Origin of the sequence: Acinetobacter bereziniae LMG 1003 = CIP 70.12 (assembly GCF_000368925.1) — a bacterium.
Taxonomy (GTDB): Bacteria; Pseudomonadota; Gammaproteobacteria; order Pseudomonadales; family Moraxellaceae; genus Acinetobacter; species Acinetobacter bereziniae.
Window position 1 is genome coordinate 960,306 of the sequence record NZ_KB849756.1, and the last position, 25,607, is coordinate 985,912.

Here is a 25,607-nt window from a genome sequence, read left to right on the forward strand (position 1 = left end):
TATAATGGATACAGCATTAAATCGAACAATGTTCAGCAATATTGAGATATTCTGTTTAGTTGCTGAACAACAAAGTTTTTCTAATGCTGCTCATCAAGCAGGTTTGACACCGGCAGCTGTGAGTAGATCCATTGCTCGGCTGGAACAACGGCTAGGTCTGCAACTATTTAGCAGAACCACTCGTAAAGTACGCTTAACTCAGGCAGGTGAAGAATATTTTTTTGAATGTAAACAAGTACTGAAACAGATTATTGCAGTCGAACAGCGATTAAAGAATGATTCAGCACAACTATCAGGAATGATTCGGATAAGTTTACCTACACCGTTTGGGCATTTTAGAGTACTTCCACTTTTACCTAAATTCCAAAGGCTTTATCCTGAAATTAAATTTGAAATACAACTCACCAATAAAAATGTTGACTTTATTACAGAAGGATTTGATCTTGCCATTCGCGGTCGAAATATTCCTGACTCAAATCTCATTGCTCGTCGTTTAGAAAATGCTGATCTACTTATAGTCGCATCACCAGAATACTTAAAGAAAAATGGCATTCCCTCGAATATTACTGACTTACAGCATCATCAATGTATTCAATACTTATTACCGAGTACGGGAAAAGCACTGCCTTGGTCTATTTTACTCAATCAAGAAATCATGGATATTCAAACACAAGGATATTTAAGTTGTAATGAGGATATTTTAGCGACCATTACGCTTGCTCGCTATGGGGCTGGTCTATTGCAAACATGTCGATTTGCGATTGAAGATGATTTAAAGCAGGGACGGCTGATTGAAGTCCTACAACAATATGCTGGGGCGCAACGACCTTTTTCGCTGTTATATCCTAAAATTAAATATGAACAACGACATATCCGTTTGTTCATTGATTTTCTAATCGAGCATTTAAGCACTTTAATTTAGATTAAATCGAATACGGATAGCCAATTACTTTAGTACCCAACTTGGTATTTTTATTTTGCTTTCCATTGTCCAGAAACCTGAATATTGACTTTCTCCCCGACGCCACCTATTGCCTTTTTCATGCCAAAATCACTACGTTTAATGGTTGTTGACGAGGTAAAATCCAATAATTTTGGATCATTGGAATGAGGTTTAATCGTCGCCTTAAATGTTACCGGTTTAACTACATTTCGTAACGTTAACTGACCTAAAATTAAATATTGATGATTGGCTAATGGTTTAAAAGAAGTGCTTTTAAAACTTGCAGTTGGATATTTTTCTGCATAGAACAAATCTTGCCCCATAATCATATTTTTTAATGATGATTTACTGATACTTAGGCTATTTACATCCATCACAAATTGAGTCGATGCAGATTGAGGAGTATTTATATCAAAATCTAGTTGCGACTGAACCTTTTGAAACTGCCCTTTAACAATATTGACTCCCAATGAGTCAATGTGAAAACCTACCTGGCTATTTGCTGTCAAAGACCAAGTTGCTGCATAAGCGGAAAGTGCGAAAATCGAACAACTACATAGAGCAATACTCTTTGTTGCAACTGATTTAAAATTCATAGACCGCTCCAAATCTTGTTTTGCTATTTTTTGTCCTGCTCTACAGTGTATTGCATCAGCATCAAAATAGATTAAAGATTTGATTTGTCTTCGGTTTGGTATTTGTATTTTAATTGTTGATAAATTTCAGTTTTTTGAAATTCCGCTAAAAACTCTGCTGTGCCTAGTGGAAATTCAGCTTGATAAATTTCACCACGATAATACGCCTCACGTAGCGGCGTAGCAGAAATAGAACCTACCAAGCTGTCCAGCTCAACCATTTCCCATTCTGGAAAAAGCTTTAAATAATAAGAAGAATCATCTTTAAAATGTCCAATTAAACCCATTTTATCATGGTCTAATACAACTCCTTTGACCAATGATTTAACCAATTCAACCCATTTGGCATCATTATAAACATCAATCACATGAACAAATTTAATTCGCTTTTGATCTGCTGCTGAGAAATTTGATAAAATCATCTGTTCCCTTTCTGAAGCCAGAAAAGGATTTTTGGTATTCCGCTCATTCTGTGCCGACCCTAACGCCAAAATCACGAAGTGACTCTGTTGTAATGCAATTTTGATGGTTTGCATGTGCGCTAAATGAAAAGGCTGGAAACGTCCAATATAAACCAGATAATCAAATTTATAAGTCATAAAGCAAATTTTTTATGAACTCATCAGTTGCAACATAAATTCAAATATGCGACATAATGAGGGCATAAAATCCAATTAAATTTTAAAGCAAGGATAGTACGATGACACTCAGTTGTATTCAACAACCTCATCAACATTTAAACGCAAATTTAGAAAATGGTGTACTGACTTTAGCAATTAATCGACCAGAAGCTAAAAATGCACTGTACGGAGAACTCTATCTTTGGATTGCAAAAGCGTTAGACGAAGCGGATCAAGACAATGATGTACGTGTGGTCATTTTACGTGGTGCCGAAGCTGATTTTAGTGCGGGAAATGATATGAAAGACTTTATGGCTTTCATTCAACAACCGCTTGAAGGCAAGGAAGGAGACGGTCCTCCTTTTGTCTTACTCAAAGCTGCTGCACGTTTATCTAAACCTTTAATATGCGCAGTACGTGGCGTTGCAATCGGGATCGGTGTAACGATTCTTTTACATGCGGATTTGGTTTATGCAGACAATACTGCACTGTTCCAGATTCCATTTGTAAGCTTAGGATTATCACCTGAAGGCGCTTCAAGCAAACTTTTAATTCAACAGGCAGGCTATCACAAAGCAGCTGAACTGTTGTTAACAGCACAAAAATTTAACAGTGAAAAAGCTTTAAATGCGGGGCTAATCAATAGTATTGAAGACGATGTTTATGGTCATGCACTTCATCAAGCTCAAACGCTTGCCGCGCTTCCATTGGCATCAATCAAACAAACCAAAGCATTAATGAAGCACAATCTCGAAGAAATTATTCAATGTGTAGATGATGAAGCAGTCATCTTTATGCAACGAGTAAAATCACCAGAAATGGCAGAAGCCGTCGCCGCATTTATGCAAAAGCGCAAGCCAAACTTTTCACAGTTTAATTAATTCATTTCATCCGAAAAACCACTGTATTACAAATATTCAGTGGTTTTTTTTATTTCTGATTCTCTAAAATTGAACGATTCAACATTCAGTACAAATATTATGTCTCAAGATTCATCAAGCACTAAAAAACGTTATTACGAACCGGCTCCGCAAGATATCGATATTGAAAATTTTCGAAAAGTAATTGAAAGCCGTCGTTCGGTTCGTAAATTCACTGAAAAACAAATTCCTGCGGAAGTGTTAGATGCATGTTTAGATTTGGCATTGCTTGCGCCTAACTCATCTAATTTACAACCGTGGACGTTCTATGTGGTTCAATCTGAATCTAAAAAGAAACAACTGATTAAAGCGTGTCTCAGTCAATTATCAGCCAAAACTGCGGCAGAATTAATCGTCTGTGTAGCTCGAATAGACCGTATTGATGAAATGGCAAAAATGAATCTAAGTGATTTTCCATTTCCAGAAGCACCAAGAGCGGTCAAGCAATATTATAAGTTTATCGCCTATAACTATAAAACAGGTTATCTCAATGCTCTCGGTAACTTTAAAAAAGTGGCTTTTAAAGTTGCACGAACTTTAGATAAACAGCTTCCTGTTACTGCATTTAATCCTGCGGATGCTCAACTTTGGGCAAGTAAAACCACAGCTTTGGCTTGTGAAAATCTGGTCCTTTCTTTACGTGCTTATGGTTTTGATAGTTGTATGATGGAAGGTTTTGATGAGCCTTTAGTCCGTAAAATCCTCAACTTAGGTCCTAAAGAATTTCCAATCATGGTCATCAGTGCTGGTGAGCGTGCTGAGGACGGTGTGTTTTTCCCACAATATCGCTTTGATCGTAAATTATTCATTCAAAAAGTTTAATTTTAAAGCACAAACTAACCCGCTCTCTAGAGAGCGGGTTAGTTTGTGCTATATGTTGATATCAATCATTTGGATAAATTCAAAAGCTGGTTCTTCATAAGGATGACTCGTTTTCAAAGCTATTGCAACAGCTTTAGCTGTATGCTCTGGAACAATGGTTTCTACACGCCATTCAGGCAGTTGTTCTAAATGACCTAACTCCCCAATAAAAGGCTTCGCTCCCTTTATTGGTTTAAATTGTCCCATACCTAATACTTGCCATGCACAATGCTCGTAGTCCCCAATTCCTCCTGCACCCGCATCAAAAATGGCTTGCTTGGTGATTTCCAAATGGGATTCAGGAACATAATAAATAAGTTTAAGCATAGACACACTCCAGATCAAAACCAATTGGCTTATCTTTAAACGACCATAAGACTACGGTTTAAGTCTAAGGTCATATCCAGTTCTACTTTTGGTTTCAAATGCCTCATCTCGATCGATCTTATATAAAATTAAGTCTGATAAATAAATACTTCTTGGAAGTTTGATCAGTGCTGTGATCTGATTATAAATATAAAACCCCATTTTAGCTTCAGTATCAAATTTGCGTTTATAAAAAACTAAAGCCACTTGATACAAGATGACCAATAACATGATTGCAAAATATAGATAGGTGAAAAATACAAAGTCAGCAACCAAAGCAAAAAACAACCAAATAAAAAATAAGATTGCAGCCATCACAATGATCATGATTACACATTCAGCCCATCCATGATGTTGACTCAGGGTGGTAGGTTGATCTTCATCTAAGTATAAATACCGCTCTCGGTCGTATAAATACCAAATATAGTAGCCCTTCTCATCTGGAAATTCTGTTAAAACAACATCAACATTTCGTCCATTCTTGACATAAAACTCATCAAAATAACCATAAATCGGTAAGCCATTTAATGTTGCTGTAACCTCAAAAAATGGGTCTGTGTCTTTTGCTGACAAAGGAATCTTTTGCGATCGAATATTGTTAATTTCGCCTTTTTGTGCTTGCAGCTTAAATTTAAGCTCTTGAAACTCAGTTAAATTTTCTCTATTCCGCTGATTGCACATTCTTTCAACCAATGCTTGAGATTGAATCAAATTATGCTTTTTAGAAATATTCAGTACATGCTCCATAAAATAAAGATCTGGAATGACTTCAAAATACGAGTTTGTCATCCTGAAATATTGGAGTTGCTGTTGTTCTAAATTAGGTAGTTGCAGTAATTTAAATACTTGATCTGCATATTGATATTGAGGGTTGATCAGACGATGAACTAAAAAAAAGCAAGTCAATAGTACAGATAAACATAAAATACCGAAAACGTATTGGACAATATCAAAATAATAAACCGTGCTGTCCATGACCAATTGATAAATCACCAATTCTAAAACTAAAATTAAAATGATCCAAAATGTAGAAAACCATGTTTTATATAATTGATTAGATAGTTTTTTAGCGTTCACCTGATAGATTGCATCATTCAAATATAGCAATCCATCATCTAGTTTAAACACCGCGTCTATTTCATCATGTTTTCCATGGAAAATAATTTTGACGCGATCACCCACCTTAAAATAGAAATCACTTTTTAATGGGAATGTATAATTCATTTGATCAATCACTAAGCGAAATTGTTCAGTATTTTTATCATATGACGTTGTTGCGATCGTACCTTCGACACATCGCATCGTTAAATTTTCCAAATATGTTACCTTTATTGTTAAATTTCTAGAAGTTTGATGAAAAAATATAATTAAAATAGTCAGTTGAATTTCAATTGCGATCAGTAAATAGTCCTATGTATATTGATACCTGCAATATTTTTTTGAGTCTGATCTGCTCGAAATGTAACCGTATAGCGATTTTGTGATTTACCATAATCATAAAGATAAGTGGCTATAACAAAATGCCCTTCTCCGACATAATACTGATTGCCAAATGAAATTCGCTCTTTTTTCAATAAAGGATCATAGTAAGGAATATAACTGGATAACTCTAAAAGCGCTGTTTCATCATCCTGCATCTCTTGATAAGCTTTAGGTTCGAGTAATTTTTCTATGGTTGCAACATCTTTGTCTCGAATCGCAATATAGAGTGCCTCTGCATTTTGCTCCTCTTGCTCAGTCAATTCTCGCATTTTTTCATTCATTTTCTGCTCAAGCTTTGCGACGAGTTCTTGCTTTTTTTGATCACTAAAATTTTTCACTTGATCACAAGCACCCACTATAAAAGCACTACTTATCAAAGAAAGTTTGTATAATTTTTTCATTGTTTAATTGACTCAACGATCTTTTTTATTGATTTTTAAATGATAAAAAGGACGCCTAAGCGTCCTTCTATGCCGTATAGAATTATTCTTCTGAGGCACCTTCATCAGACTCAGTTTCACCCTCGTCCATGATAGTTTCCTCATCTACTAATTTTTCAGCATCAATCAACTGCTCTGAACTATCAGTATGATCTTCATCAACAAGTGCAGCTAATTCTTCTTCAACTGCTTCTACCGCAACCACACCGACCAAGACTTCTTCATTACCTAAGCGAATCAAACGAACACCTTGAGCATTACGACCCGTTCTTGCAACTTCCGAAGCTCGGGTACGAACTAAAGTACCACCGTCAGAAATCAGCATTAACTCTTTGGATGCATCAATTGCAACCGCGCCGACCAATTCACCATTACGTTCAGATGTTTTGATTGCAATCACACCCTTACCGCCACGTTTCTTGGTTGGGAAATCATCTACAGGTGTACGTTTACCATAACCATTTGCAGATGCACAAAGCACCTCTCCAGTTTCAGGCACAACAACCAATGAGACAATACGACTCACGATATTCAAATCTGATGAATCTTCATCATCTGAATCTACATCGGTTTCTGAGTCTTCTTCAGCTTGAGCAGCAGCCAAGCTAACACGCATACCACGAACACCTTTCGCTGTACGCCCCATCACACGCGCGTCAGTTTCAGAGAAGCGGATTGCCTTACCTTCATTTGAGAACAACATGATTTGCTGTTCACCATCGGTAATTGCCACACCAATCAGCGTATCTTCTTCTTTTAACTCAATCGCACGTAAACCATTTGAACGTACATTACTGAATTGTTCTAATTCAACACGTTTAACAGTACCTGATGCTGTTGCCATAAATACATAGAAGTTTTTGCGAACACTTTCTACACGTTCTGCAAATTCTGCAATCAATTCATCATCAAGATCTGAAGCAGATAATTCCAATCCAATTTCTTTCAACTGCTTACGTAAAGCATCTGATAAATCATCTGGGTTTTCGCCTAATTCAGCAAATGCAGCTTTTAATGCTTCATAGTGCGAATCGATAATTGCATTTTCACGAAGTTTTGCGACATTTGTACGCACAAAACTTCTAAACTCAGTTAAACGTTCTGTAAATTTCTTCGGTGCATCAATCACAGGAAGAATCGCTGTAATTGTTTCATCCGCATCTAATGGCAACAAGTTCACCATTGGGCGTCCTTTTGCGCCACGAGATGCTTGTGGTACTTCAAATACTTTTAAGCGATATACTTTACCCACATTGGTAAAGCACAACACTGTTGCATGGTTTGAAGTCACAATTAAGTGCTGAATATAATCGTCTTCTTTCATCGTCGTAGCCGACTTACCACGTCCACCACGGCGTTGAGCAGCGTAGTCTGACAATGGCTGAGTTTTGGCATAACCTGACTTAGAAACGGTCAATACCACTTGCTCTTCAGGGATTAAATCTTCACGTGAGAAGTCAATACGAGACTCAACAATCTCGGTACGACGACCATCACCATATTGCTGAAGAATCAACGCTAACTCTTCTTTGATCACGCCCATCAACAAATTAAAGTCATTTAAAATTGCAGTGAGTTCAGCAATTTGAGCCAAAATTTCAGAATATTCTGCTTGTAACTTGTCTTGTTCAAGACCTGTTAAACGATGCAAACGTAATTCTAAAATTGCGCCGACTTGCGCTGGAGACAAACGGTAAACCAAACCATCTAAACCAAATGGACGATTTGGATCTTCACCTTCGATCTCATCTGGGCGAACTGAAATTGCACCTGCTTTTTCGAGCAATGCAACAACATTGCCACCTGCCCATTCACCCGCAAGTAGACGTTCACGCGCTTCTGTTGGATTTGCCGAAGTTTTGATGGTCTCAATAATTTCATCAATATTGGCTAAAGCAACAGTCAAACCTTCCAAGATATGTCCACGTTCACGCGCTTTACGTAATTCGAACATGGTGCGGCGAGTCACAACTTCTTGACGATGACGAATAAATGCCGCAACAATATCTTTTAAATTCATTAATTTAGGCTGACCATTATCAAGACAGACCATATTAATGCTGAAAGAGTTTTCTAATTGGGTATTGAGGAATAAATTATTGACGATAACTTCAGCATTTTCTCCACGCTTTAAGTCAATCGCAATGCGCATCCCGTCTTTATCAGATTCATCACGTAGCTCTGAAATACCTTCAAGTTTCTTTTCTTTAACCAATTCAGCAATTCGCTCAATGGTTTTTGCTTTATTGACTTGATATGGAATTTCTGTAAATACGATTGTTGTGCGACCTGTTTTCTGGTCTTCTTCAAAATGATATTTACCACGAATGTGCAAACGACCTTTACCTGTACGGTAAGCATCTACAATTCCTGATTTACCATAAATAATACCACCTGTAGGGAAGTCTGGACCAGTCACATGTTCCATCAATCCTTCAACAGAGATATTCGGATTATTTGCATATGCTAAACAAGCATTGATCACTTCTGTCAGGTTATGCGGCGCCATATTGGTCGCCATACCCACAGCAATACCCGTTACACCATTGATCAATAAGTTGGGAATACGTGTTGGCATAACTTGAGGGATACGCTCAGATCCATCATAGTTATCTTCCCATTCGACTGTATCTTTCTCTAGGTCAGCCAGTATTTCGTGGGTCAATTTGCGCATACGAACTTCGGTATAACGCATCGCTGCGGCACTGTCACCATCGACAGAACCAAAGTTTCCCTGACCATCAACCAATTGATAACGTAAGCTAAAGTCTTGCGCCATACGAACAATGGTTTCATAAACAGCTGAGTCACCATGTGGGTGATATTTACCGATTACGTCACCAACAACACGTGCCGATTTTTTATAAGCTTTGTTATAATCATTGCCTAACTCGTGCATAGCGAATAGCACACGACGATGAACGGGCTTTAAGCCATCTCTCACGTCTGGTAATGCACGAGATACAATAACACTCATGGCATAATCGAGATATGAGCTTTTTAGTTCATCCTCAATGGCAATCGGTCTAGTTTCCGATACGCTCATGCATACTCCTTATTACAAACAGCACTCATTGCGGCTGTTCATTTATATCATCTAGCTAGTCAAAATTTAGCTCAAAAAAAGTTGAGCCAAAATGTAAAATTCAGTCATACAGTATAGCATAAATTCTATTGCTTTTGTGCCAATCCATCCCCACTATAATCATGATTTTTTGTAGTATTTTTAAGCAAATTTAAGATTTTTTTGAGATTAAAAATGCCTGTAAAATTAGCAGTAGAACAACAAAACTCAAACTGATCAACACGTCGATATTTAAATCACTTATCCAACTTAGATTTACTGTATTAAGATCAAATCAATAACAGCGAAAATCACCGAGTATGCATGTCTATATCAAAGCATTTTCAAATAAATTGAGGTAAAATTTAACCTGATTTATAACATTTTTTTGTTAATCTATAGTTCTAAATAATTTATAAAATACAAAAACAAAATGTGTAATGACCAATAAACTCATAAAAAATACAAAATGAAAAATCACATGATGTAAATAAGTCGGCTCATTTAAAACATATTGATCCATCCACATTTGCACATCAGCATCATCGGCACGATAAATAAATGCTAAATGATAGAGAACAAATCCAATTAAGATCAACAGAAACCCATATGCCAGTAAACCTTGCATCCACATCGAATGTTGCATCTTAAAAAATAGCGGCAGACCGATTACTAAAGCAAAAAGGCAGACGATGAAAATGTAAATTCTACCAAACATTGGATGTTCAGTATTTTTGATTGAACTCATATTAAACGATTACTTAAAAGGATCATGGTCTAAGTATTGGCAGTCTTTGAGCAAATCATCATCTATACCAATACTATAACACGTCCACCCTACAATTTTTTTATGTCGAATTTCAGGTACAGCATAGATCTTTTTTTCTGGTTCCAGTCGAAATAACCCAACGATTGAGCCATTTGGACCCACCGCAAAATATTGATAAGTATAATCACTAAAACCAGTTTCAGTATAGGGTTCTAATTGCTTCAACTGCGTAGGTAGTTTCCCTGTTTTCTGATAATACTTTTCGATATCTTTCTGAAATTCTTCTACTGCGCTATAGCGAGAAAATAACTGATTTTTAATACTATCTATTTCATCATCCGCATTTATATCTTCAGCGGCGGCTGTTGCAACATCTGTCGCCTCAGCATCTTCATCTGTAGCAGAATGATCGACATTTGTAATACCAATCACTGACATTACAGCTGGAATCACGACACTCGCAACGATGCCCAACACGGCTGGACCAAACATAAAAACCGCTAAAAGTATCCATACAATTTTTAAATTTTTCTTTTTCTTCGGATTTTGTGTATCTCCCCAAGTGTCTTTGGCTTTATCCTGCCAAGAATCTAAAAAAATCCGTGCCTTATCCTCAATAGAAACATTTTTATCCATTAAGCTTTCTGTTAATGATTTTGACTCAGGTGGAGTGCCCTGTTTTGGTGGTGTTGGTGCTTTTTTATTTTCTCGGCGTACGGACGATTCAACATTGCTGCTCCCTGTAAATATATTATTCTGTTTAATATGTTTTAGGCGAGCACCACAAATGCCGCATTTGACAGCTTCATTAATATTTTCAGCATTACATTTAGGACACTTCATATTTTTTCTATTTTAAAGTTAAATTATTGAGTCTGCGGTAAAGTTTTCTGTGCAGGTTGAGATTCAGATTTTTTTCGTTGTTCCGCGGTCTGATGAATACCTTCACGAATCACAGATACTGTTAAAATTTGAAAAGGTAAAGTCACTACATCCAACGCACCTGCCAATACCATATTAAAAGTATTGTCTAGCGCTTGTACAGCATCAAATGATTTCTTTTGCTTAAAGAAGCTAATTTGTACAGGAATTTTCTGTAATGTCCCAGTATAAGGCTGAAAATTTAGCTGTGTTTGCGCTCCAATTTTATAAAATTTAAAATCAGATTTGAAAGTTTTACTCCAATTAGGCTGTATTGTGGTTTTGCTAAAACCGTTCTGCTGTAGCGTTTGACGTTCTTTTTCAGATAACGTCTGATCAGCTTTTTCATAACGTAATATAATATTTAACCCTTGCTGTTGTTGAGTTGCAATATTCACGTTCACTTGCAAAGGCTGATTTTCATTAATGATTATTTTTTGTATGTTTAAACCAGATTGTAAGCTCTCAAGATTCAATTGTTTCTTCGGTATTTCAAGAATATAGTGCTGTCCAATAAAATAGTATTGCTGTTGTCGCTGTGCCAAACCAACCAATACATCATCCGACTGAGAAACAACAATATTCTCAGTATTTACAGCAGATTTTTTTAACATTTGGTGTGTGATTGAAAAGCAACCTGTGAGCATCATAGGCAAGATCAATACTATGACTTTTTGTGCCGTGATTTTTTGTGTAATGTTTTTTTGATTAGAGATTTTCAAAGTATTTCCTATTCAATTTATAATATGTTGACTCCACCTTTAGAGTTTTATTTTTAAAATTAAGTTTAATTAATTTCAAATGTTAACAAAATCACAAAAGTGAACACTAAATCTAATAATATCACAATATTTTATTTAATTTTATCAGGTTATAAAGCAAAACTAAACAAATGACGTACTTGTTTTAAATTAAAAAAACAATAAACCAGTTAAGGTTTGAGTTTACTTGTTTAAATGTATTTTTGCGCTGTAAACAAAGCAGTGCCTGGTTTTTTATCGTATCAGCCCACTCTCTATGGCAACTTCTATGTCGCATCACGATTCATAGACAATTTATAATTCAAAAATGCAAAGCAAATTAAATCATCCAAAGCTTCTAAAAATTCGTATAAAAGATCTACAGTTCATTTGAAGTAAATAATTAATATTAAATCACTTATATGAATAATAAGACGGTTTAAGCATAGCAATTGAGAATGCCTTTTGTGGACAGATCACTAAGGCAATGATCTATTGATCTTAAATTATAGTTCTTTAAAATATGAATAAATAACGCTATTGAAGCCTAAAATTCAAAATAAACGTTCAATACAAACGCTTAAAATACCCATGTTAATGATCTGATTTATATTGTGTTAACTTCAATCATTCAAAAACTAAAAAAGCGCTCAGGTAATCCTAAGCGCTTTTTTGACACTGAATTCTAGAATTAAAGTTTAGAAACTAACTCTGGAACGACAGTATTCAAATCACCCACTAACCAGTAATCAGCTACTGCATTGATTGGTGCTTCTTCATCTTTGTTGATCGCTACGATCACTTTAGAATCTTTCATACCTGCCAAGTGCTGAATCGCACCTGAAATACCAACAGCAACATAAAGGTCTGGTGCAACAATCTTACCTGTTTGACCAACTTGCATGTCGTTTGGAACGAAACCAGCATCAACGGCAGCACGTGAAGCACCTTGAGCAGCACCAAGCTTATCAGCAAGTGGATCAAGTACTTTATGGTAGTTCTCACCAGAACCAACACCACGACCACCAGAAACAACAATACGAGCTGCTGTTAATTCTGGGCGTTCTGATTTCACGATTTCTTCAGAAATAAACTTAGAAATGCCAGCATCACCTGTAGAAGCAACTGATTCAACCGCAGCAGAACCGCCTTCAGCAGCAACTGGGTCAAATGCAGTACCACGTACAGTTGCAACAACAATTGCTTCATCAGATTGAACTGTTGCAATCGCGTTACCTGCATAGATTGGGCGTTTGAAAGTTTTTGGACCTTCAACAGCAATGATATCAGTAATCATGCTGACGTCTAAAAGTGCAGCAGCACGTGGAAGAATGTTTTTACCAGTCGTTGTAGAAGCAGCAAGGATATGGGAATAGCCTTTACCTAATTCAGCAACAAGTTTCGCAACATTCTCAGCCAACTGATTTGCATAAGCAGCATCATCAGCAAGTAAAACTTTGCTTACGCCAGCAACTTTTGCAGCAGCATCTGCAACTGCTTGAGCACCAGAACCTGCAACCAATACAGTGACATCACCACCGATTTTTTGAGCTGCAGCAACAACGTTTAAAGTTGCACCGTTAAGTGTCTTATTGTCGTGCTCAGCGATAACTAAAATACTCATGATTTTATCCTTCTGTATTAGATCACTTTCGCTTCATTTTTAAGTTTTTCAACAAGCTCGTCTACAGACTTCACTTGCACACCAGCTTTACGCTCTGCAGGCGGTTCAACTTTAACTGTTTTAAGTTTAGAAGCTGCCGTAACGCCATAATCTGCAGGAGATTTCGTATCAAGCGGTTTTTTACGTGCTTTCATGATGTTTGGAAGTGCCGCATAACGTGGCTCGTTCAAACGTAAGTCAGTAGTAATGATCGCAGGCGTGTTAAGCTCTACAGTTTGTAAACCACCGTCTACTTCACGAGTAACTTGAACTTTGTCGCCATTTACAGTTACAACAGAAGCAAATGTACCTTGACCTGCATTTAATAATGCACCAAGCATTTGACCTACTTGATTCGAGTCATCATCAATCGCTTGTTTACCTAAAAGGATCAGTTGTGGTTGTTCTTGTTCAACTACACCTTTAAGAATTTTAGCAACTTCTAAAGCACCAATTTCATCTGTAGTTTCAACCAAGATACCGCGGTCTGCACCCAAAGCCATTGCAGAACGAATTTGTTCTTGCGCTTCTTTAGGACCAACAGAAACAACAACGATTTCTGAAACTGTTCCTTTTTCTTTTAAGCGAACCGCTTCTTCCACTGCGATTTCACAAAATGGGTTAATTGACATTTTAACGTTAGTAAGGTCTACCCCACTATTGTCCGGTTTAACGCGAACTTTAACGTTGGCATCAACCACACGTTTTACAGCAACAAGAGCCTTCATGTAATCCTCGGCTGTTTTAGCAAAAGTAAATGTTAAGAAGAGTTATAATAACGCTTCATTTAAAATTATTTAGGTGTCCTATCTTGCAATGTGATTGGCATTTCGGTCAAGTCACAATTCACAAAACAGCGCTAAAAAGTCTTAAAAAAGCCTGAACGTACAGTTCACATTTTTTCTAAAAGGTTTAACTAAGACGTACAAGAATACTATTTCGACAATATTTATATATTGATAAATAACATTATTTGTATAAATTCTGTATAAATAATCAAAATGATTAAGATAAATTATCAATCAATCAACGGGATGCCAACATAAAAAAATTTACAAATGTAGGCTTTGTCATTTCAGACAGATTCAGCAATTTTTCTCACTATGTTTATTCATTAAATTTGTGATTATTTAGGCATTAAACTTGTAACAAAATACAAAAAAAGATAAAACGGGCATGATTTTGAATCCCGTCTTATCTTTATGGTTTTATGAATTTACGATTAGCCAAGCTGCCGCAAGGGTCAATAAAGTTCCAGAACCGCCATCAATCCATTTTTGATTACGTTCATTGATCTGTTGTTTTTGCGTCACTTTGGCAACAACCAAACTCAAACTGCAATACACCACAAAGATCAAAGCAATAAAAATAAAGGACAATGCAAAACCTTGAGTAACCGTATTTCCTGACTTATCAATAAACTGCGGCAAAATTGCAAAATATATCAGTATTCCTTTAGGGTTCAATAACGCTGTAAAAAAACCTTTATGAATAGGATTCGATACCGCTTTTTGCTCAATCTGTATTTGTTTAGTATTAAATACAGACTTAATTAGATGAAAAGCTAGATATAACAAGTAAGCAATTCCCAAATAGCGAATGGTTTCGAACAAAACTGGAAATGACACAATGATTGCCGCAATTCCGAGTGCAACCAATATCGAGTGAACCAAATATCCCGAACAAACCCCAAGGGTCGCCATCATGCCTGATTTCGCATCTTTACCTATCACTTGTGACAGGATAAATAACATATCAGGTCCTGGTGTGAAAATTAACGGCAGCACCGTTAAGGCAAAAAGTACAAATACAGACATCTCAATTTTCCTTTCTGTCTGAATGAGAGAAGAAAATAGTATCTGTGAAAACGCTTAAAATAGGATTTCAAATATTCTATAATTCCAATTATTTTTCGAATTAAATTCTATTTTATGAAAATTTCATCTAAGACTATTCTAATAAAGTTAGATCGTATTGATAAAAATATCATTCGAACCTTACAAGCCAATGGTCGAATCCAGAATAACGATTTAGCCCGTGAAATTGGCTTATCACCTTCCTCTTGTCTTAGACGCGTTCGTCTCTTGGAAGATGCTAAAGTCATTCAGAATTACACTACTGTGGTAGATCCACAAAAAATTGGGTTTCAATTGATTTTATTTTCACGAATTTGGCTATTGGGACAAGATGCTGAAACCATTGATACATTCATTGAAGCCATGAAAGAGCTTCCTCAAGTCATGGAGTGCTATATCATTTTGGGAGAGTGTGATGCGATGTTAAAAGTAGTCGTTCCCGATCTGGAAAGTTACCGTAAATTTCAATCGACCCATTTGACCAAGAAAAATGGTATCACCAGTGTCAAAACGGATGTACCCAGTCAGATCATCAAACAAAGTTTTCAGCTTCCCTTAGAAGACCTGTAATCACTAAAGTTGGTATGAATGATCTAAGCACCGATTAGGCAATTATAATCATTGAAGGCAATACAATGAAAAAATTTAGTTCTCCGATACAGTTAGAAACACCGAGATTAATTTTAAGACAATGGCAAGCGAGCGATTTAGATGCTTTTGCACATTTAAATGCAGATCCAGAAGTGATGTTGTATTTTCCATCTACACTGAGTAAACAACAAAGTAATCTTTTAGCAGAAAGATTTCAACATCTTATCGTAAGTTATGGCTGGGGTATGTGGGCTGTCGAGTTAAAAGAAAATCAAAAATTTATTGGTTTTGTTGGATTAGCTGACCAACCAGAAAAGTTCAGTTTTTCACCCTGTGTTGAAATTGGCTGGCGTCTTGATCGACCTTATTGGAATAAAGGTTATGCAACAGAAGCTGCTAAAGCTTGCTTAACATTTGCATTTGAGCGATTGGCTTTAAAACAGATCGTCGCATTTACAGCTGTATCCAATCGACCTTCTGAAAAAGTGATGCAGCGATTGGGAATGCAGTATGTTTGCTCTTTTCAACATCCAGCTTTAGATGCGCAACATGCGCTAGCAGAACATGTACTTTATCGTATAGCCACCCCAAACCTTTAAAAAGTAAACATGCTAAGATTCAAGCATCAGCTAATAATAAACAAGTAAGGATGCCCATCAACGATGATTTATGAATTATGTACGGATCGACTCTTGCTTCGACAATGGCAACCTTCTGATTTAGAAGCTTTTGCAAAAATAACCTCCAATCCTGAAGTGATGCAGTTTTTCCCCAAAATATTAAATCGCCAGCAAAGTGATGAATTAGCCAATCAAATCAAATACCTTATTGAAATCAAAGGTTGGGGGCTTTGGGCTGTTGAACTATTAGAAACTCAAGAATTCATCGGCTGCATCGGGCTACATCCACAACCTTCAAAGTTTGATTTTTCACCGTGTATCGAAATTGGATGGCGACTTGATCCTAAATTTTGGAATCAAGGTTATGCAACTGAAGGTGCTCATGCCTGTTTACGATTTGCTTTTGAAGAATTGGGTTTTGAAGAAATTGTTGCTTTTACTGCAAAACATAATTTTTCTTCACAAAAAGTCATGGAAAAAATCGGAATGCGTTTTTCACATGACTTCTTGCATCCTGATTTTGATGATCATCATCCACTACGAGAGGAAAAGTTATATCGAATTAAAAAACAGGATTTTCAAGACTAAGAGATCTTACTTGGCAATGCTCTCTAAAAAATCACGATGGATATGACTTAAATCAATCAAATCTTGCTTTTCAAGCTCCAACACCTGCCAAATTTCAATAAAATCTTCTTTTAAATCAATATGGCTTGAAACAGTATGAGCCGCTTGCCATTGCTGATCTGATATCCATAGATAGGTTTGATTGGTTTGGGTATTGATTGCTTGGACTTTTCCTTCAGCATTAATTCCCAAGACCTTCCCCGCTTCAGGCAATGTCGCCTCAATTTTGGGTAAGCTAAATTCTACAAAATGTTTAATTTGACGTAAGCCATAGCCCTTAAAAATCTCTTTTTGAGCTTCAGTCAGTTGCTTATATTTTTGTTCAAGTTCGGGGATCATTGAAAGACCTAAATTTTTTGCAAAATTGAATCAATAAAAATGTATTTGATAAATACGAAACTTAGATATACATGAGAGCATTTTTAAAAACAATTATCTATTCGACTTTTTTCTGTGCTAAATGTGTCTAATCTGTGTGCATGTTCTCAATGATGAGAAGTTTTCAACAACTTAGATGGACTTCCGTCATCAATCGAATGTACTCACGAACATGCAGCTGTTCTTCTTTTCCTCAACAATCTATTTATTAGAATAAAGAATAATACACAAGTTAGGATTAGATATATATTCCCTTGAAAAATATGAGAGTTATACCCTTTATAAATAAATGTAGGTAAAAATTCTTGCTGTGTATACCCTATGGATGATCTTTCGAAAAAATAACTTAAAATTAAAGAATATAGCCCCGTAAAAACAAAAAATGCTAAGATTTTATTGAATTTATCTTTAATCCAAGTAATAGAATTAAGGCTTAAGGATGCAATCAGTACACTAAAAATTATCGAATAAAGGGTGACCCAATAATTATATTGTTCCATTTCATACACTCTTTATTTTTATTCTAATCAATATTCTGACCAACAAAGTGATCGTAGATAAGACAGAAATTAATGGTAAAAAAACCCCAAAGAAAAGGTTAGATGAGTACCCTTTATATATAAATTTAGATAAAAAATCGTTTTCCATATAACCTATTGATGCATAACTAAAAAAAAAGCTTAAAACACTAGAATAAATTCCAGTAAAAACAAAGAACGCTAAGATTTTATTGAATTTATCTTTAATCAAAGTAATAGAGTTAAGGCTCAAGGATGCAATCAGTACACTAAAAATTATCGAATAAAGGGTGACCCAATAGTTATATTGTTCCATTTCATACACTCTTCATTTTTATTCTAATCAATATTCTGACCAACAAAGTGATCGTTGATAAGACAGAAATTAATGGTAAAAAAACTCCAAAGAAAAGGTTAGATGAGTACCCTTTATATATAAATTTAGATAAAAAACATTTTCAATGTAACCTATTAATATATAAATAAAAAATAATTTAAAACACTCAAATAAATTCAAGTAAAAACAAAAAAATGCTACCCAACAAGATGAATATAAGTATCAATTTTAAATATTCCCTGATCTGATTTTCCTTACAAGCGATTTAAATATAAAATTAAAAATTACTTTTTCATTATCAACAATCGTATTATTAAGATAATCAGTATCGCACAAGTTAATATTAAATATATATTTCCATGAAATAGTTGATGTCTATAGCCATCGAAAATAAACTTATATAATAGTTCTTGTTGAGCATAACCAATAAATGCTTTACCAAAAAAATAACTTAAAATTAAAGAATATATCCCTGTAAAAACAAAAAATGCTAAAATTTTATTAATTTTACCTTTAAAAAAAATAATAGAATTAAGGCTTAATGATATAATTAGCAATGTAAAAATTATCGAGTATAAGCTTACCCAATAGTTATATTCATCCATTTAACCACCTAATGCCCTTTTGATAAAAGACGACGAAATTCGACCTTCTGCACGGGTTCTAGCAATAACATTACCATTGTTATAAATTACTCGCTCTTCATGACGATAGTCCTGTTGACTAATTATCTTTGTCCCACCTCTATTCGGTGTTGCAAAATCAGCATGCCCGATGACGACACTTCTTTTTTTCCCTACCTGATATAAAGCTTTAGACATTAAGGCACATAAGGTATCACTTTCACCATCAAATGCAGAGTGGCATCCATGTATTTCTATTTTGGATTCAATAGTAAATACTTTAAAATTAATTTCAGAAATAACAAAAGAGTTTCGCCAATTTGCTCCTCCAAATATCTCATACTGATTAATTTTGGTTAATCTATTTCGATATAAATTGGAAGCTAAATTATTTACCTGAGCATATTCATGAGTTATGAAATTTTTAAGGGAAGCTCCTATTACTGTATAAAGTCCAAGCTCAGATCCATGTGAAAAAATATCTAAAGATTGTACCGAATTTTCTGTTTCCTGATTCACCGCATTGATCAATTGTTTTATTCCCTGCGACATAAAATAAGATTTGATAGGTAGGTCATTCCTATAATCTTTGATGACGTTTTTTGATGCATGTAAAAATGCACTATTGTCACTCGCAGACCTCGCCCCACCATAAATGATTAATCGCACAGGAAGCTTAATTTTGATTTGCTCTACTTTGGCGTTTTGTTTTGTTTGACCTCGATAAATATCTACCATGAGTCATTCTCAAAAGTTTCAATACTAACTTGATTAGACTGATCACGGCTGTCTAATTTTTCAGTCATTCCGTCATTGTCAGTAATACCCTCTACAATATGACCATCGTCATAAGTAATTTTATATTTAACATTTTTATACACTGTACCATCCAACTCATTTATAAGTTGATATTGTGCAGAATATCCATTTTTTGTTGACTCAATTTGAGCTGAGAAGATGTATGATCTTTCCCTGCATCACGTCCAGCTAAATCTGAAATTTTGATATATTTTGAACCACAACTTGAACGATCGCCATGAACAATCGGGTTTTTACCTTGAATCAATATAAATCCACGTTCAGTTCCAATCGCTTTAGATAATATTTTACATTTTGGACAATAATGAGTCATTCCTTCTAGATGTACCGCCCTTCCCTCAACCAACCAAGAATCTTCGCCTTCTATAATTTTACCCCCATGATCAGTTGAGCAACCTCTTGTTATAAACGCCTGCATATAATTTTTCCTATTTAGTTTTAAGTATAAGTTAATACCCATAAAAGTTAATGAGTATTATTTACATCAACTATATACTTAAATACTCGATATTCTTATTTTCTATCAAGCTAAATATTTACAAAATGTTTAGTTATTCTTACCAATAAACCAACTTTCACATGAATTAAAAACTATTCAACGTTGTTTTACTCATTTTTATTTTATTTTTGCAGCTGATGCTCTTGGGTGTGCTTGATCATAGACTTGTGCCAAACGATCGAAATCGACATGCGTATAAATTTGAGTCGTGGTTAAATTACTATGCCCTAACATTTCTTGAACCGCTCTTAAATCACCACTATTAGACAACATATGACTGGCAAAACAATGTCTAAGTAAGTGAGGGTGTAAATCAACATTTACTCCTGCTCGTAAGGCTTGATACTTCACACGATTTTCAATTTGTCGAGGTGTAATACTATTGCCACGTTGCGTAATAAAAACAAAAGCATCTGGACTAAATTCGCCTTGCCAAATTCGATAAACTTTCAACCATTCAACTAGACTCTCACGCGCCTTAGAGCCAAAAGGAACAATTCGAGTTTTATTGCCTTTCCCTGTAATTCGCAATAAATGTCGAGTGAAATCAATATCACGAATCGTTAAACGCTGAATTTCTGCAAGCCGTAAACCACTGGAATAGAGCAATTCAAGTATCGCTTTATCTCTCATCCATAATTGCTTTTCTACTGGTTTTTCGGGTTCTGCTTGCTCCATGATTTGATTGATCGTTTCTATATCAATCATCCCAGGTAATGGTCGAGGTTGACGTTTCAATTGAAAATCATCAGCAGCATTGATTTCCAAGTAACCGCCTTGTTTTGCCCATTTCATGAATTGACGAATCGAAGTCAAATGGCGCTGTAGACTACTGGTGGAAAGCTGATCATTTTCAACACGATAAGCCACATATTCACGTAAATCTGATGCTTCTACTTGTTTTAATTCAAGCTGTTTGTCATAGCAGAAATCAATAAAATTCGATACATCTCGAAAGTAAGCATCCAATGTATGCTCAGACTGATTTTGAATTTTGCGATCTTTCATCCACATTGAGAGCAATTGCATTGCACCGTATTGCATAAGCTCTCCTTATTTAAAGTAATTTTGACTGATGAAAAACATACCTAGAATTAGTCTTTTAACAAAGTATTGACTAGACCATCAACCACATCAGCCATTTTATTTAAATTAAGCTTTTCAACCGTATCCTCTGGAGTATGGTAATGCTTATTTCTAAAAAATGCCGTGTCGGTAATCATAATAGCAGGAATATCGAAACGCCAATAATTCAAATGATCAGAAAAATCCACACCTTTGACAAATGATGGTGCAATAAGTCTTTGGCAATCCAAACGCTTTAGATTTTTCATAGACGAACAATATTTTTCACCTATTGCGCGTGAGCTAAAATTACTCACAGCACCAATAAAATTTGCATGTTTGGGATAAAATGCAGCCAATCCTGATGGGTAATCTTGCACATTTTTATGATCGAAATACCCGATCATTTCCAAAATATAGACCGCTTGAATTTGATCTTTCTGTTTTAATATTGACTGGGCGTGGATAAAACTGCCCATGTGTTCTGTACGGAAGTAAGGCGGCTCTTCCAAGGTATAAAACACAAAATCAATATTTTGCTTTAACTGGCGTCGATTTGTTGCCAAAATTCGAGCCGTCTCTATCAGTCCAACAACGCCAGAGGCGTTATCATCTGCACCTTTGAAATTACCATAAACATCATAATGCGCCCCAAGAATCACTTTTTTGGCATGTCCCATTTGCAAATGACAAATCACATTACGATAGTTTTTTCCATCAACCGCATAAGTTTGATATTCACATGGGATGGAAAACTGTTCGATTTGTTGTTTAATAAAGGCAGCAACGCGATCCAGCTCTTGTATATTTTGATAATTTCTAAAAGCTTGAGGATGAATCACTTGTTTTAGGTAGCTATTAAGCCGATCAGGTTCAGCTTGCTGAATATTGAGAGGCTGAGCTGCCATAGCCCATATTGGGAGTATAAAGCTCAGTACAAGCATCAGGATCATTTGTTTTAAAATTCTAGTCATTAGACAATGCATCAACATAGATAAACTCAATAAAAGTTATGCAATAAACATCATTAAAAAAACAGCAATAGGAAAAACAGTTTTTGTTGTATGCCTGAGGATAACCAATATCACGTTATAATGGCGTAATTCCAGCGTTTGAAATTGTTAATATGAAAATCCGTATTCTGACTATTGGTCAAAAAATGCCTGCATGGGTACTGACTGGTTTTGAAGATTATTTCAAAAGAATTCAGCCTTTTGTACAAACTCAAATTATTGAATTGCCCATGGCTAAACGTGGCAAAAATGATTCAGAAGCAGATATTTTAAAATACCGTCAAATCGAAGGTGACAGTATTCTTGGTCAACTCAAACAAGGTGAAACATTAATTGCGCTTGAGGTAGGTGGTCGTGAATTCAGTACAGAAAAACTGGCTGAAACCATGAAAAGTTGGATGCTCGAAGGTAATGATGTCGTGCTTGCAATTGGTGGACCTGATGGTCATTCAGAAGCAGTTCGCAAAGCAGCGGCGTGGCACTGGTCGCTTTCTAAACTAACACTTCCTCATCCATTGGTGCGTGTCATGTTAATCGAACAACTGTATCGTGCGATGAGTATAAATCATAACCACCCTTATCATCGTGCAGGTTAATTTTAGGAATATCGATTTACACGCCTAAATATCTCGTCATCGATAATTTCAGCTTTAAAGAATATGTTGTATTCATGCAACAGGATATTGAAGTAGAACACTGACGCCCAATTATTCATTGAGTTAGAATGGACTTTTGATTTATTCAACGATCATTTAGGCGCAAAGATATGAACTTACAAACACTTCCCGGTTTATTTATCTCACATGGCTCACCCATGCTTGCACTAGATCCCGAACAAGTTGGTCCTGCTTTACATCGACTTGGGCTAAATCTTCCCGTACCACAAGCGATCGTTGTGATGTCAGCACATTGGGAAAGTGATGCACTGGAAGTAAATACAGGTGTACGACCTGAAACATGGCATGATTTTAGAGGTTTTCCTCAAGCACTCTATGAGATGCGTTACCCTGCACCGGGAAATCCTGAACTCGCCGAAGAAATTTTACATTTACTGGCTGAAGCTCAACTCCCTGCGCATGCAAATAGTACACGTCCACGTGATCATGGCGTTTGGATGCCTCTGTTACACATGTATCCTGATGCAGACATTCCAGTGATTGAAATTTCCCTACCGATGACCATGAATGCTGATCAGATCTATGCAATTGGTCAGGCGCTTCGCCCATTACGTGAAAAACAAATTTTACTGATAGGCTCAGGTAGCATTACACACAATCTAAGAGAGTTATCTTGGCAAGATCAAAATAACCGTGTTCCTCAGTGGGCTTCAAGCTTTAGAAATTATGTCGTAAGTAAATTAAATCATAGTGATTATGATGCAGTATTGCAGTGGGACGCTTTACCCTATATCGAAAAAAACCACCCTACGCTCGAACATTTTGCACCACTCTTTTTTGCAATGGGAACTGGACATCGCTTTAGTATTGTACATAGCAGTTTTTCGATGGGTGCATTAGGTATGGATATTTATCGCTTCGACTAAATTGCTGAATTGGCTCAAATTCATTACAATTGATAACAATTTGTTAAGTATTGTTTAATTTTTGGTTATATGGATACATTTTGAAACCGAACTAATAAACTGTCTCCATATCTTTTTATGGACAATGCTTTATCCTGTGCCTAGTTTTCAATAACGTGAATAGAATATGAAATTCAAATATTTAGCTTTAGCTGTACTTCCTTTAGCGCTTGCTGCTTGTCAATCGGGTGATATTCAAAAATTAGGTGATACCGCTGTGAAAGTATTACAACAACAAGGTACTGCTCAACAAACTTTAAATGCTTATCAGTGGTCATACCAACCAACTGAAACTAAACAGCCAATCGTACTCAACTTTGCTGATCAACGCTTAAGTGTCGCTACAGGTTGTAACCGTTTAATGACAAGTGCAAAAGTTGAAAATGGCTTGCTTGTTACAGGCAATATTGCATCTACAAACATGATGTGTTCACCTGAATTAATGAAGCAAGAAAGCTTTGCTGCTTCATTGTTCCAAGCAGGCAAGACTGCTTTTGTACTTGACACAGCCAATACTGAAAGCCCAACTTTAACTTTAGTGAATGCGACAGGCGGTAAAGTTGTGTTTACAGGTAAAATGACACCTGAAACGAAATATCAAAGCCAAGGCGAAACTATTTTCTTAGAAATTAGCCCAGAAACTAAAGAATGTTCTGCTGGCGTGATGAAAATGCAATGCCTTCAAGTACGTGAAATCAAATATGCTGACAACGGCGTAAAAACTCAAGTAGACAAAGATTGGACATATTTCTATGACCAAATCGAAGGCTTTACACATAATCCAGGTGAACGCCAAGTTGTACGTTTAAAACGTTATGAAATTAAAAATCCTGCTGCTGATCAGTCTAAATATGCTTATGTGCAAGACATGATTATTGAGCGTGAAACTGTAAAATAATTTAATGAAAAGCTGAAGTTAAACTTCAGCTTTTCTTTTTGAGTTAAACCTATTGATATAACACCTAACTTAATTTACTTATTTAAAAGATTAAATTGTTTGATTCCTTATTTAAAAATCTAAAATTATTCAGCAGGCTTTTAATTGATTCACCAACATACTCAATCACAACTGATTCAAGTTATCGCTGATCTACCTTTGTAATCAATACTTTTACTTAACATCAATACATGGTAAATACGATGAATTATAAATTAAGCCCTGTTCTACTCTTGCCTTTGTTGATGATTGCATGCACAAAACAACCCCAAACTGAGTCCAAAGCCCCTGTTGAAACTCAAGTTACACAACAGCATGCAACTAAAAAACAGCCAACGACAATGATTTTTTTAGAAGTTAGTCCAGAGACCAAACCGTGTGAAGGCGTAGCACCACAAACATGCCTTTTAGTTCGCAAATTAACTATCAATTCAACAGGAGAAAAAACATATCTTGAAAAACAACCGAGTTATTTCTATGACAGCATTGATGGTTTTACACACAATCCTAAATTAACCCAAATTATTAAAGTAAAACGTACCGAGATTTTGCATCCAGCAGCAGATCAATCTCAATACCAGTATACGTTTGATTCAATTATTGAAACGACAACCCAACCTTAAACAAAAATTGTATCTTGATCAAATAAAAACCGAGCTAATCACTTAACTCGGTTTAAGAAAAAATTTTGATCTATTTCGAAAAATCGCTTCTCTAT

Annotated in this window: 28 protein-coding genes; 10 read left to right on the forward strand and 18 right to left on the reverse strand. The window is 35.8% G+C overall.

Annotated elements, in window-relative coordinates; translation table 11 throughout:
• Nucleotides 1-4: 4 nt before the first annotated feature.
• Nucleotides 5-922, forward strand: coding sequence for a LysR family transcriptional regulator (locus F938_RS14460; RefSeq protein WP_005032835.1), 918 nt, complete (start codon nucleotides 5-7; stop codon nucleotides 920-922).
• A 50-nt stretch (nucleotides 923-972) separates the two neighbouring features.
• On the opposite strand, the gene F938_RS14465 is transcribed toward F938_RS14460, so the two are convergent.
• Nucleotides 973-1,539, reverse strand: coding sequence for a YceI family protein (locus F938_RS14465; RefSeq protein WP_005032837.1), 567 nt, complete (start codon nucleotides 1,537-1,539; stop codon nucleotides 973-975).
• Nucleotides 1,540-1,610: 71 nt separating this feature from the next.
• Nucleotides 1,611-2,177: a nicotinate-nicotinamide nucleotide adenylyltransferase gene (locus F938_RS14470; RefSeq protein ID WP_005032839.1), complete on the reverse strand. Its 567-nt coding sequence runs from the start codon at nucleotides 2,175-2,177 to the stop codon at nucleotides 1,611-1,613.
• A 101-nt stretch (nucleotides 2,178-2,278) separates the two neighbouring features.
• On the opposite strand from F938_RS14470, the gene F938_RS14475 reads away from it, so the two are divergent.
• Both F938_RS14475 and F938_RS14480 read left to right on the forward strand, forming a co-directional pair.
• Complete coding sequence (locus F938_RS14475) at nucleotides 2,279-3,079, forward strand: enoyl-CoA hydratase (RefSeq protein WP_004829355.1); 801 nt, start codon at nucleotides 2,279-2,281, stop codon at nucleotides 3,077-3,079.
• 99 nt (nucleotides 3,080-3,178) lie between these two features.
• On the forward strand, nucleotides 3,179-3,940 hold the full coding sequence (locus tag F938_RS14480; RefSeq protein ID WP_005032842.1) for a nitroreductase family protein: 762 nt from the start codon (nucleotides 3,179-3,181) through the stop codon (nucleotides 3,938-3,940).
• 48 nt (nucleotides 3,941-3,988) lie between these two features.
• On the opposite strand, the gene F938_RS14485 is transcribed toward F938_RS14480, so the two are convergent.
• The 10 genes from F938_RS14485 to F938_RS14530 form a co-directional block, all read right to left on the reverse strand.
• Nucleotides 3,989-4,306, reverse strand: coding sequence for a YqfO family protein (locus F938_RS14485; RefSeq protein WP_005032844.1), 318 nt, complete (start codon nucleotides 4,304-4,306; stop codon nucleotides 3,989-3,991).
• Nucleotides 4,307-4,357: 51 nt separating this feature from the next.
• Nucleotides 4,358-5,662, reverse strand: coding sequence for a hypothetical protein (locus tag F938_RS14490; protein ID WP_227567544.1), 1,305 nt, complete (start codon nucleotides 5,660-5,662; stop codon nucleotides 4,358-4,360).
• Between the two features lie 80 nt (nucleotides 5,663-5,742).
• Nucleotides 5,743-6,228 (reverse strand): hypothetical protein, encoded by a 486-nt coding sequence (locus tag F938_RS14495; RefSeq protein WP_005032850.1) that lies wholly within the window; start codon nucleotides 6,226-6,228, stop codon nucleotides 5,743-5,745.
• Nucleotides 6,229-6,310: 82 nt separating this feature from the next.
• Nucleotides 6,311-9,313 carry a DNA gyrase subunit A gene (gene gyrA, locus F938_RS14500; protein WP_005032852.1) on the reverse strand — a complete coding sequence of 1,001 codons (3,003 nt, stop codon included), beginning with the start codon at nucleotides 9,311-9,313 and terminating at the stop codon, nucleotides 6,311-6,313.
• Between the two features lie 409 nt (nucleotides 9,314-9,722).
• Nucleotides 9,723-10,079, reverse strand: coding sequence for a hypothetical protein (locus F938_RS14505; protein WP_005032854.1), 357 nt, complete (start codon nucleotides 10,077-10,079; stop codon nucleotides 9,723-9,725).
• Between the two features lie 9 nt (nucleotides 10,080-10,088).
• On the reverse strand, nucleotides 10,089-10,943 hold the full coding sequence (locus F938_RS14510) for a zinc ribbon domain-containing protein (RefSeq protein ID WP_005032857.1): 855 nt from the start codon (nucleotides 10,941-10,943) through the stop codon (nucleotides 10,089-10,091).
• A gap of 23 nt (nucleotides 10,944-10,966) precedes the next feature.
• Nucleotides 10,967-11,743 carry a hypothetical protein gene (locus F938_RS14515; RefSeq protein ID WP_005032860.1) on the reverse strand — a complete coding sequence of 259 codons (777 nt, stop codon included), beginning with the start codon at nucleotides 11,741-11,743 and terminating at the stop codon, nucleotides 10,967-10,969.
• 709 nt (nucleotides 11,744-12,452) lie between these two features.
• A complete protein-coding gene (locus F938_RS14520) occupies nucleotides 12,453-13,385 on the reverse strand; it encodes an FAD-binding protein (RefSeq protein WP_005032862.1) in 933 nt (310 codons plus the stop codon).
• Nucleotides 13,386-13,402: 17 nt separating this feature from the next.
• Nucleotides 13,403-14,152, reverse strand: coding sequence for an electron transfer flavoprotein subunit beta/FixA family protein (locus tag F938_RS14525; RefSeq protein ID WP_004829381.1), 750 nt, complete (start codon nucleotides 14,150-14,152; stop codon nucleotides 13,403-13,405).
• Nucleotides 14,153-14,632: 480 nt separating this feature from the next.
• Entirely contained in the window at nucleotides 14,633-15,241 is a 609-nt protein-coding gene (locus tag F938_RS14530) for a LysE family translocator (RefSeq protein ID WP_005032863.1), read from the reverse strand.
• Between the two features lie 114 nt (nucleotides 15,242-15,355).
• Between F938_RS14530 and F938_RS14535 the strand changes: the two genes are divergently transcribed.
• The 3 genes from F938_RS14535 (at nucleotide 15,356) to F938_RS14545 (ending at nucleotide 17,079) form a co-directional block, all read left to right on the forward strand.
• Nucleotides 15,356-15,850, forward strand: coding sequence for an Lrp/AsnC family transcriptional regulator (locus tag F938_RS14535; protein ID WP_004829384.1), 495 nt, complete (start codon nucleotides 15,356-15,358; stop codon nucleotides 15,848-15,850).
• Between the two features lie 65 nt (nucleotides 15,851-15,915).
• Nucleotides 15,916-16,470: a GNAT family N-acetyltransferase gene (locus F938_RS14540; protein WP_005032865.1), complete on the forward strand. Its 555-nt coding sequence runs from the start codon at nucleotides 15,916-15,918 to the stop codon at nucleotides 16,468-16,470.
• A 63-nt stretch (nucleotides 16,471-16,533) separates the two neighbouring features.
• Nucleotides 16,534-17,079, forward strand: a complete 546-nt coding sequence (locus tag F938_RS14545) for a GNAT family N-acetyltransferase (protein ID WP_004829386.1) — start codon at nucleotides 16,534-16,536, stop codon at nucleotides 17,077-17,079.
• A gap of 6 nt (nucleotides 17,080-17,085) precedes the next feature.
• On the opposite strand, the gene F938_RS14550 is transcribed toward F938_RS14545, so the two are convergent.
• The 6 genes from F938_RS14550 to F938_RS14575 form a co-directional block, all read right to left on the reverse strand.
• Nucleotides 17,086-17,457 carry a hypothetical protein gene (locus F938_RS14550; protein WP_004829387.1) on the reverse strand — a complete coding sequence of 124 codons (372 nt, stop codon included), beginning with the start codon at nucleotides 17,455-17,457 and terminating at the stop codon, nucleotides 17,086-17,088.
• 1,499 nt (nucleotides 17,458-18,956) lie between these two features.
• Nucleotides 18,957-19,712, reverse strand: a complete 756-nt coding sequence (locus tag F938_RS14560; RefSeq protein ID WP_005032876.1) for a hypothetical protein — start codon at nucleotides 19,710-19,712, stop codon at nucleotides 18,957-18,959.
• The gene (locus F938_RS24775; protein WP_005032878.1) at nucleotides 19,706-19,855 is read right to left on the reverse strand and encodes a hypothetical protein; all 150 of its coding nucleotides are present in this window, start codon (nucleotides 19,853-19,855) and stop codon (nucleotides 19,706-19,708) included. The genes F938_RS14560 and F938_RS24775 overlap by 7 nt, the downstream gene beginning before the upstream one ends.
• A gap of 17 nt (nucleotides 19,856-19,872) precedes the next feature.
• Entirely contained in the window at nucleotides 19,873-20,211 is a 339-nt protein-coding gene (locus F938_RS14565; protein ID WP_005032881.1) for a PAAR domain-containing protein, read from the reverse strand.
• Between the two features lie 198 nt (nucleotides 20,212-20,409).
• Complete coding sequence (locus tag F938_RS14570) at nucleotides 20,410-21,306, reverse strand: tyrosine recombinase XerC (RefSeq protein WP_167539469.1); 897 nt, start codon at nucleotides 21,304-21,306, stop codon at nucleotides 20,410-20,412.
• An 80-nt stretch (nucleotides 21,307-21,386) separates the two neighbouring features.
• Complete coding sequence (locus F938_RS14575) at nucleotides 21,387-22,301, reverse strand: M28 family peptidase (RefSeq protein ID WP_370469255.1); 915 nt, start codon at nucleotides 22,299-22,301, stop codon at nucleotides 21,387-21,389.
• Between the two features lie 182 nt (nucleotides 22,302-22,483).
• On the opposite strand from F938_RS14575, the gene rlmH reads away from it, so the two are divergent.
• The 4 genes from rlmH (at nucleotide 22,484) to F938_RS14595 (ending at nucleotide 25,512) form a co-directional block, all read left to right on the forward strand.
• On the forward strand, nucleotides 22,484-22,966 hold the full coding sequence (rlmH, locus tag F938_RS14580; RefSeq protein ID WP_004829391.1) for a 23S rRNA (pseudouridine(1915)-N(3))-methyltransferase RlmH: 483 nt from the start codon (nucleotides 22,484-22,486) through the stop codon (nucleotides 22,964-22,966).
• Nucleotides 22,967-23,136: 170 nt separating this feature from the next.
• Complete coding sequence (locus F938_RS14585) at nucleotides 23,137-23,913, forward strand: dioxygenase family protein (protein WP_005032891.1); 777 nt, start codon at nucleotides 23,137-23,139, stop codon at nucleotides 23,911-23,913.
• A 166-nt stretch (nucleotides 23,914-24,079) separates the two neighbouring features.
• Complete coding sequence (locus tag F938_RS14590) at nucleotides 24,080-24,850, forward strand: META and DUF4377 domain-containing protein (protein ID WP_005032894.1); 771 nt, start codon at nucleotides 24,080-24,082, stop codon at nucleotides 24,848-24,850.
• A 242-nt stretch (nucleotides 24,851-25,092) separates the two neighbouring features.
• On the forward strand, nucleotides 25,093-25,512 hold the full coding sequence (locus F938_RS14595; RefSeq protein WP_010591000.1) for a DUF4377 domain-containing protein: 420 nt from the start codon (nucleotides 25,093-25,095) through the stop codon (nucleotides 25,510-25,512).
• The last annotated feature ends 95 nt before the right edge of the window (nucleotides 25,513-25,607 follow it).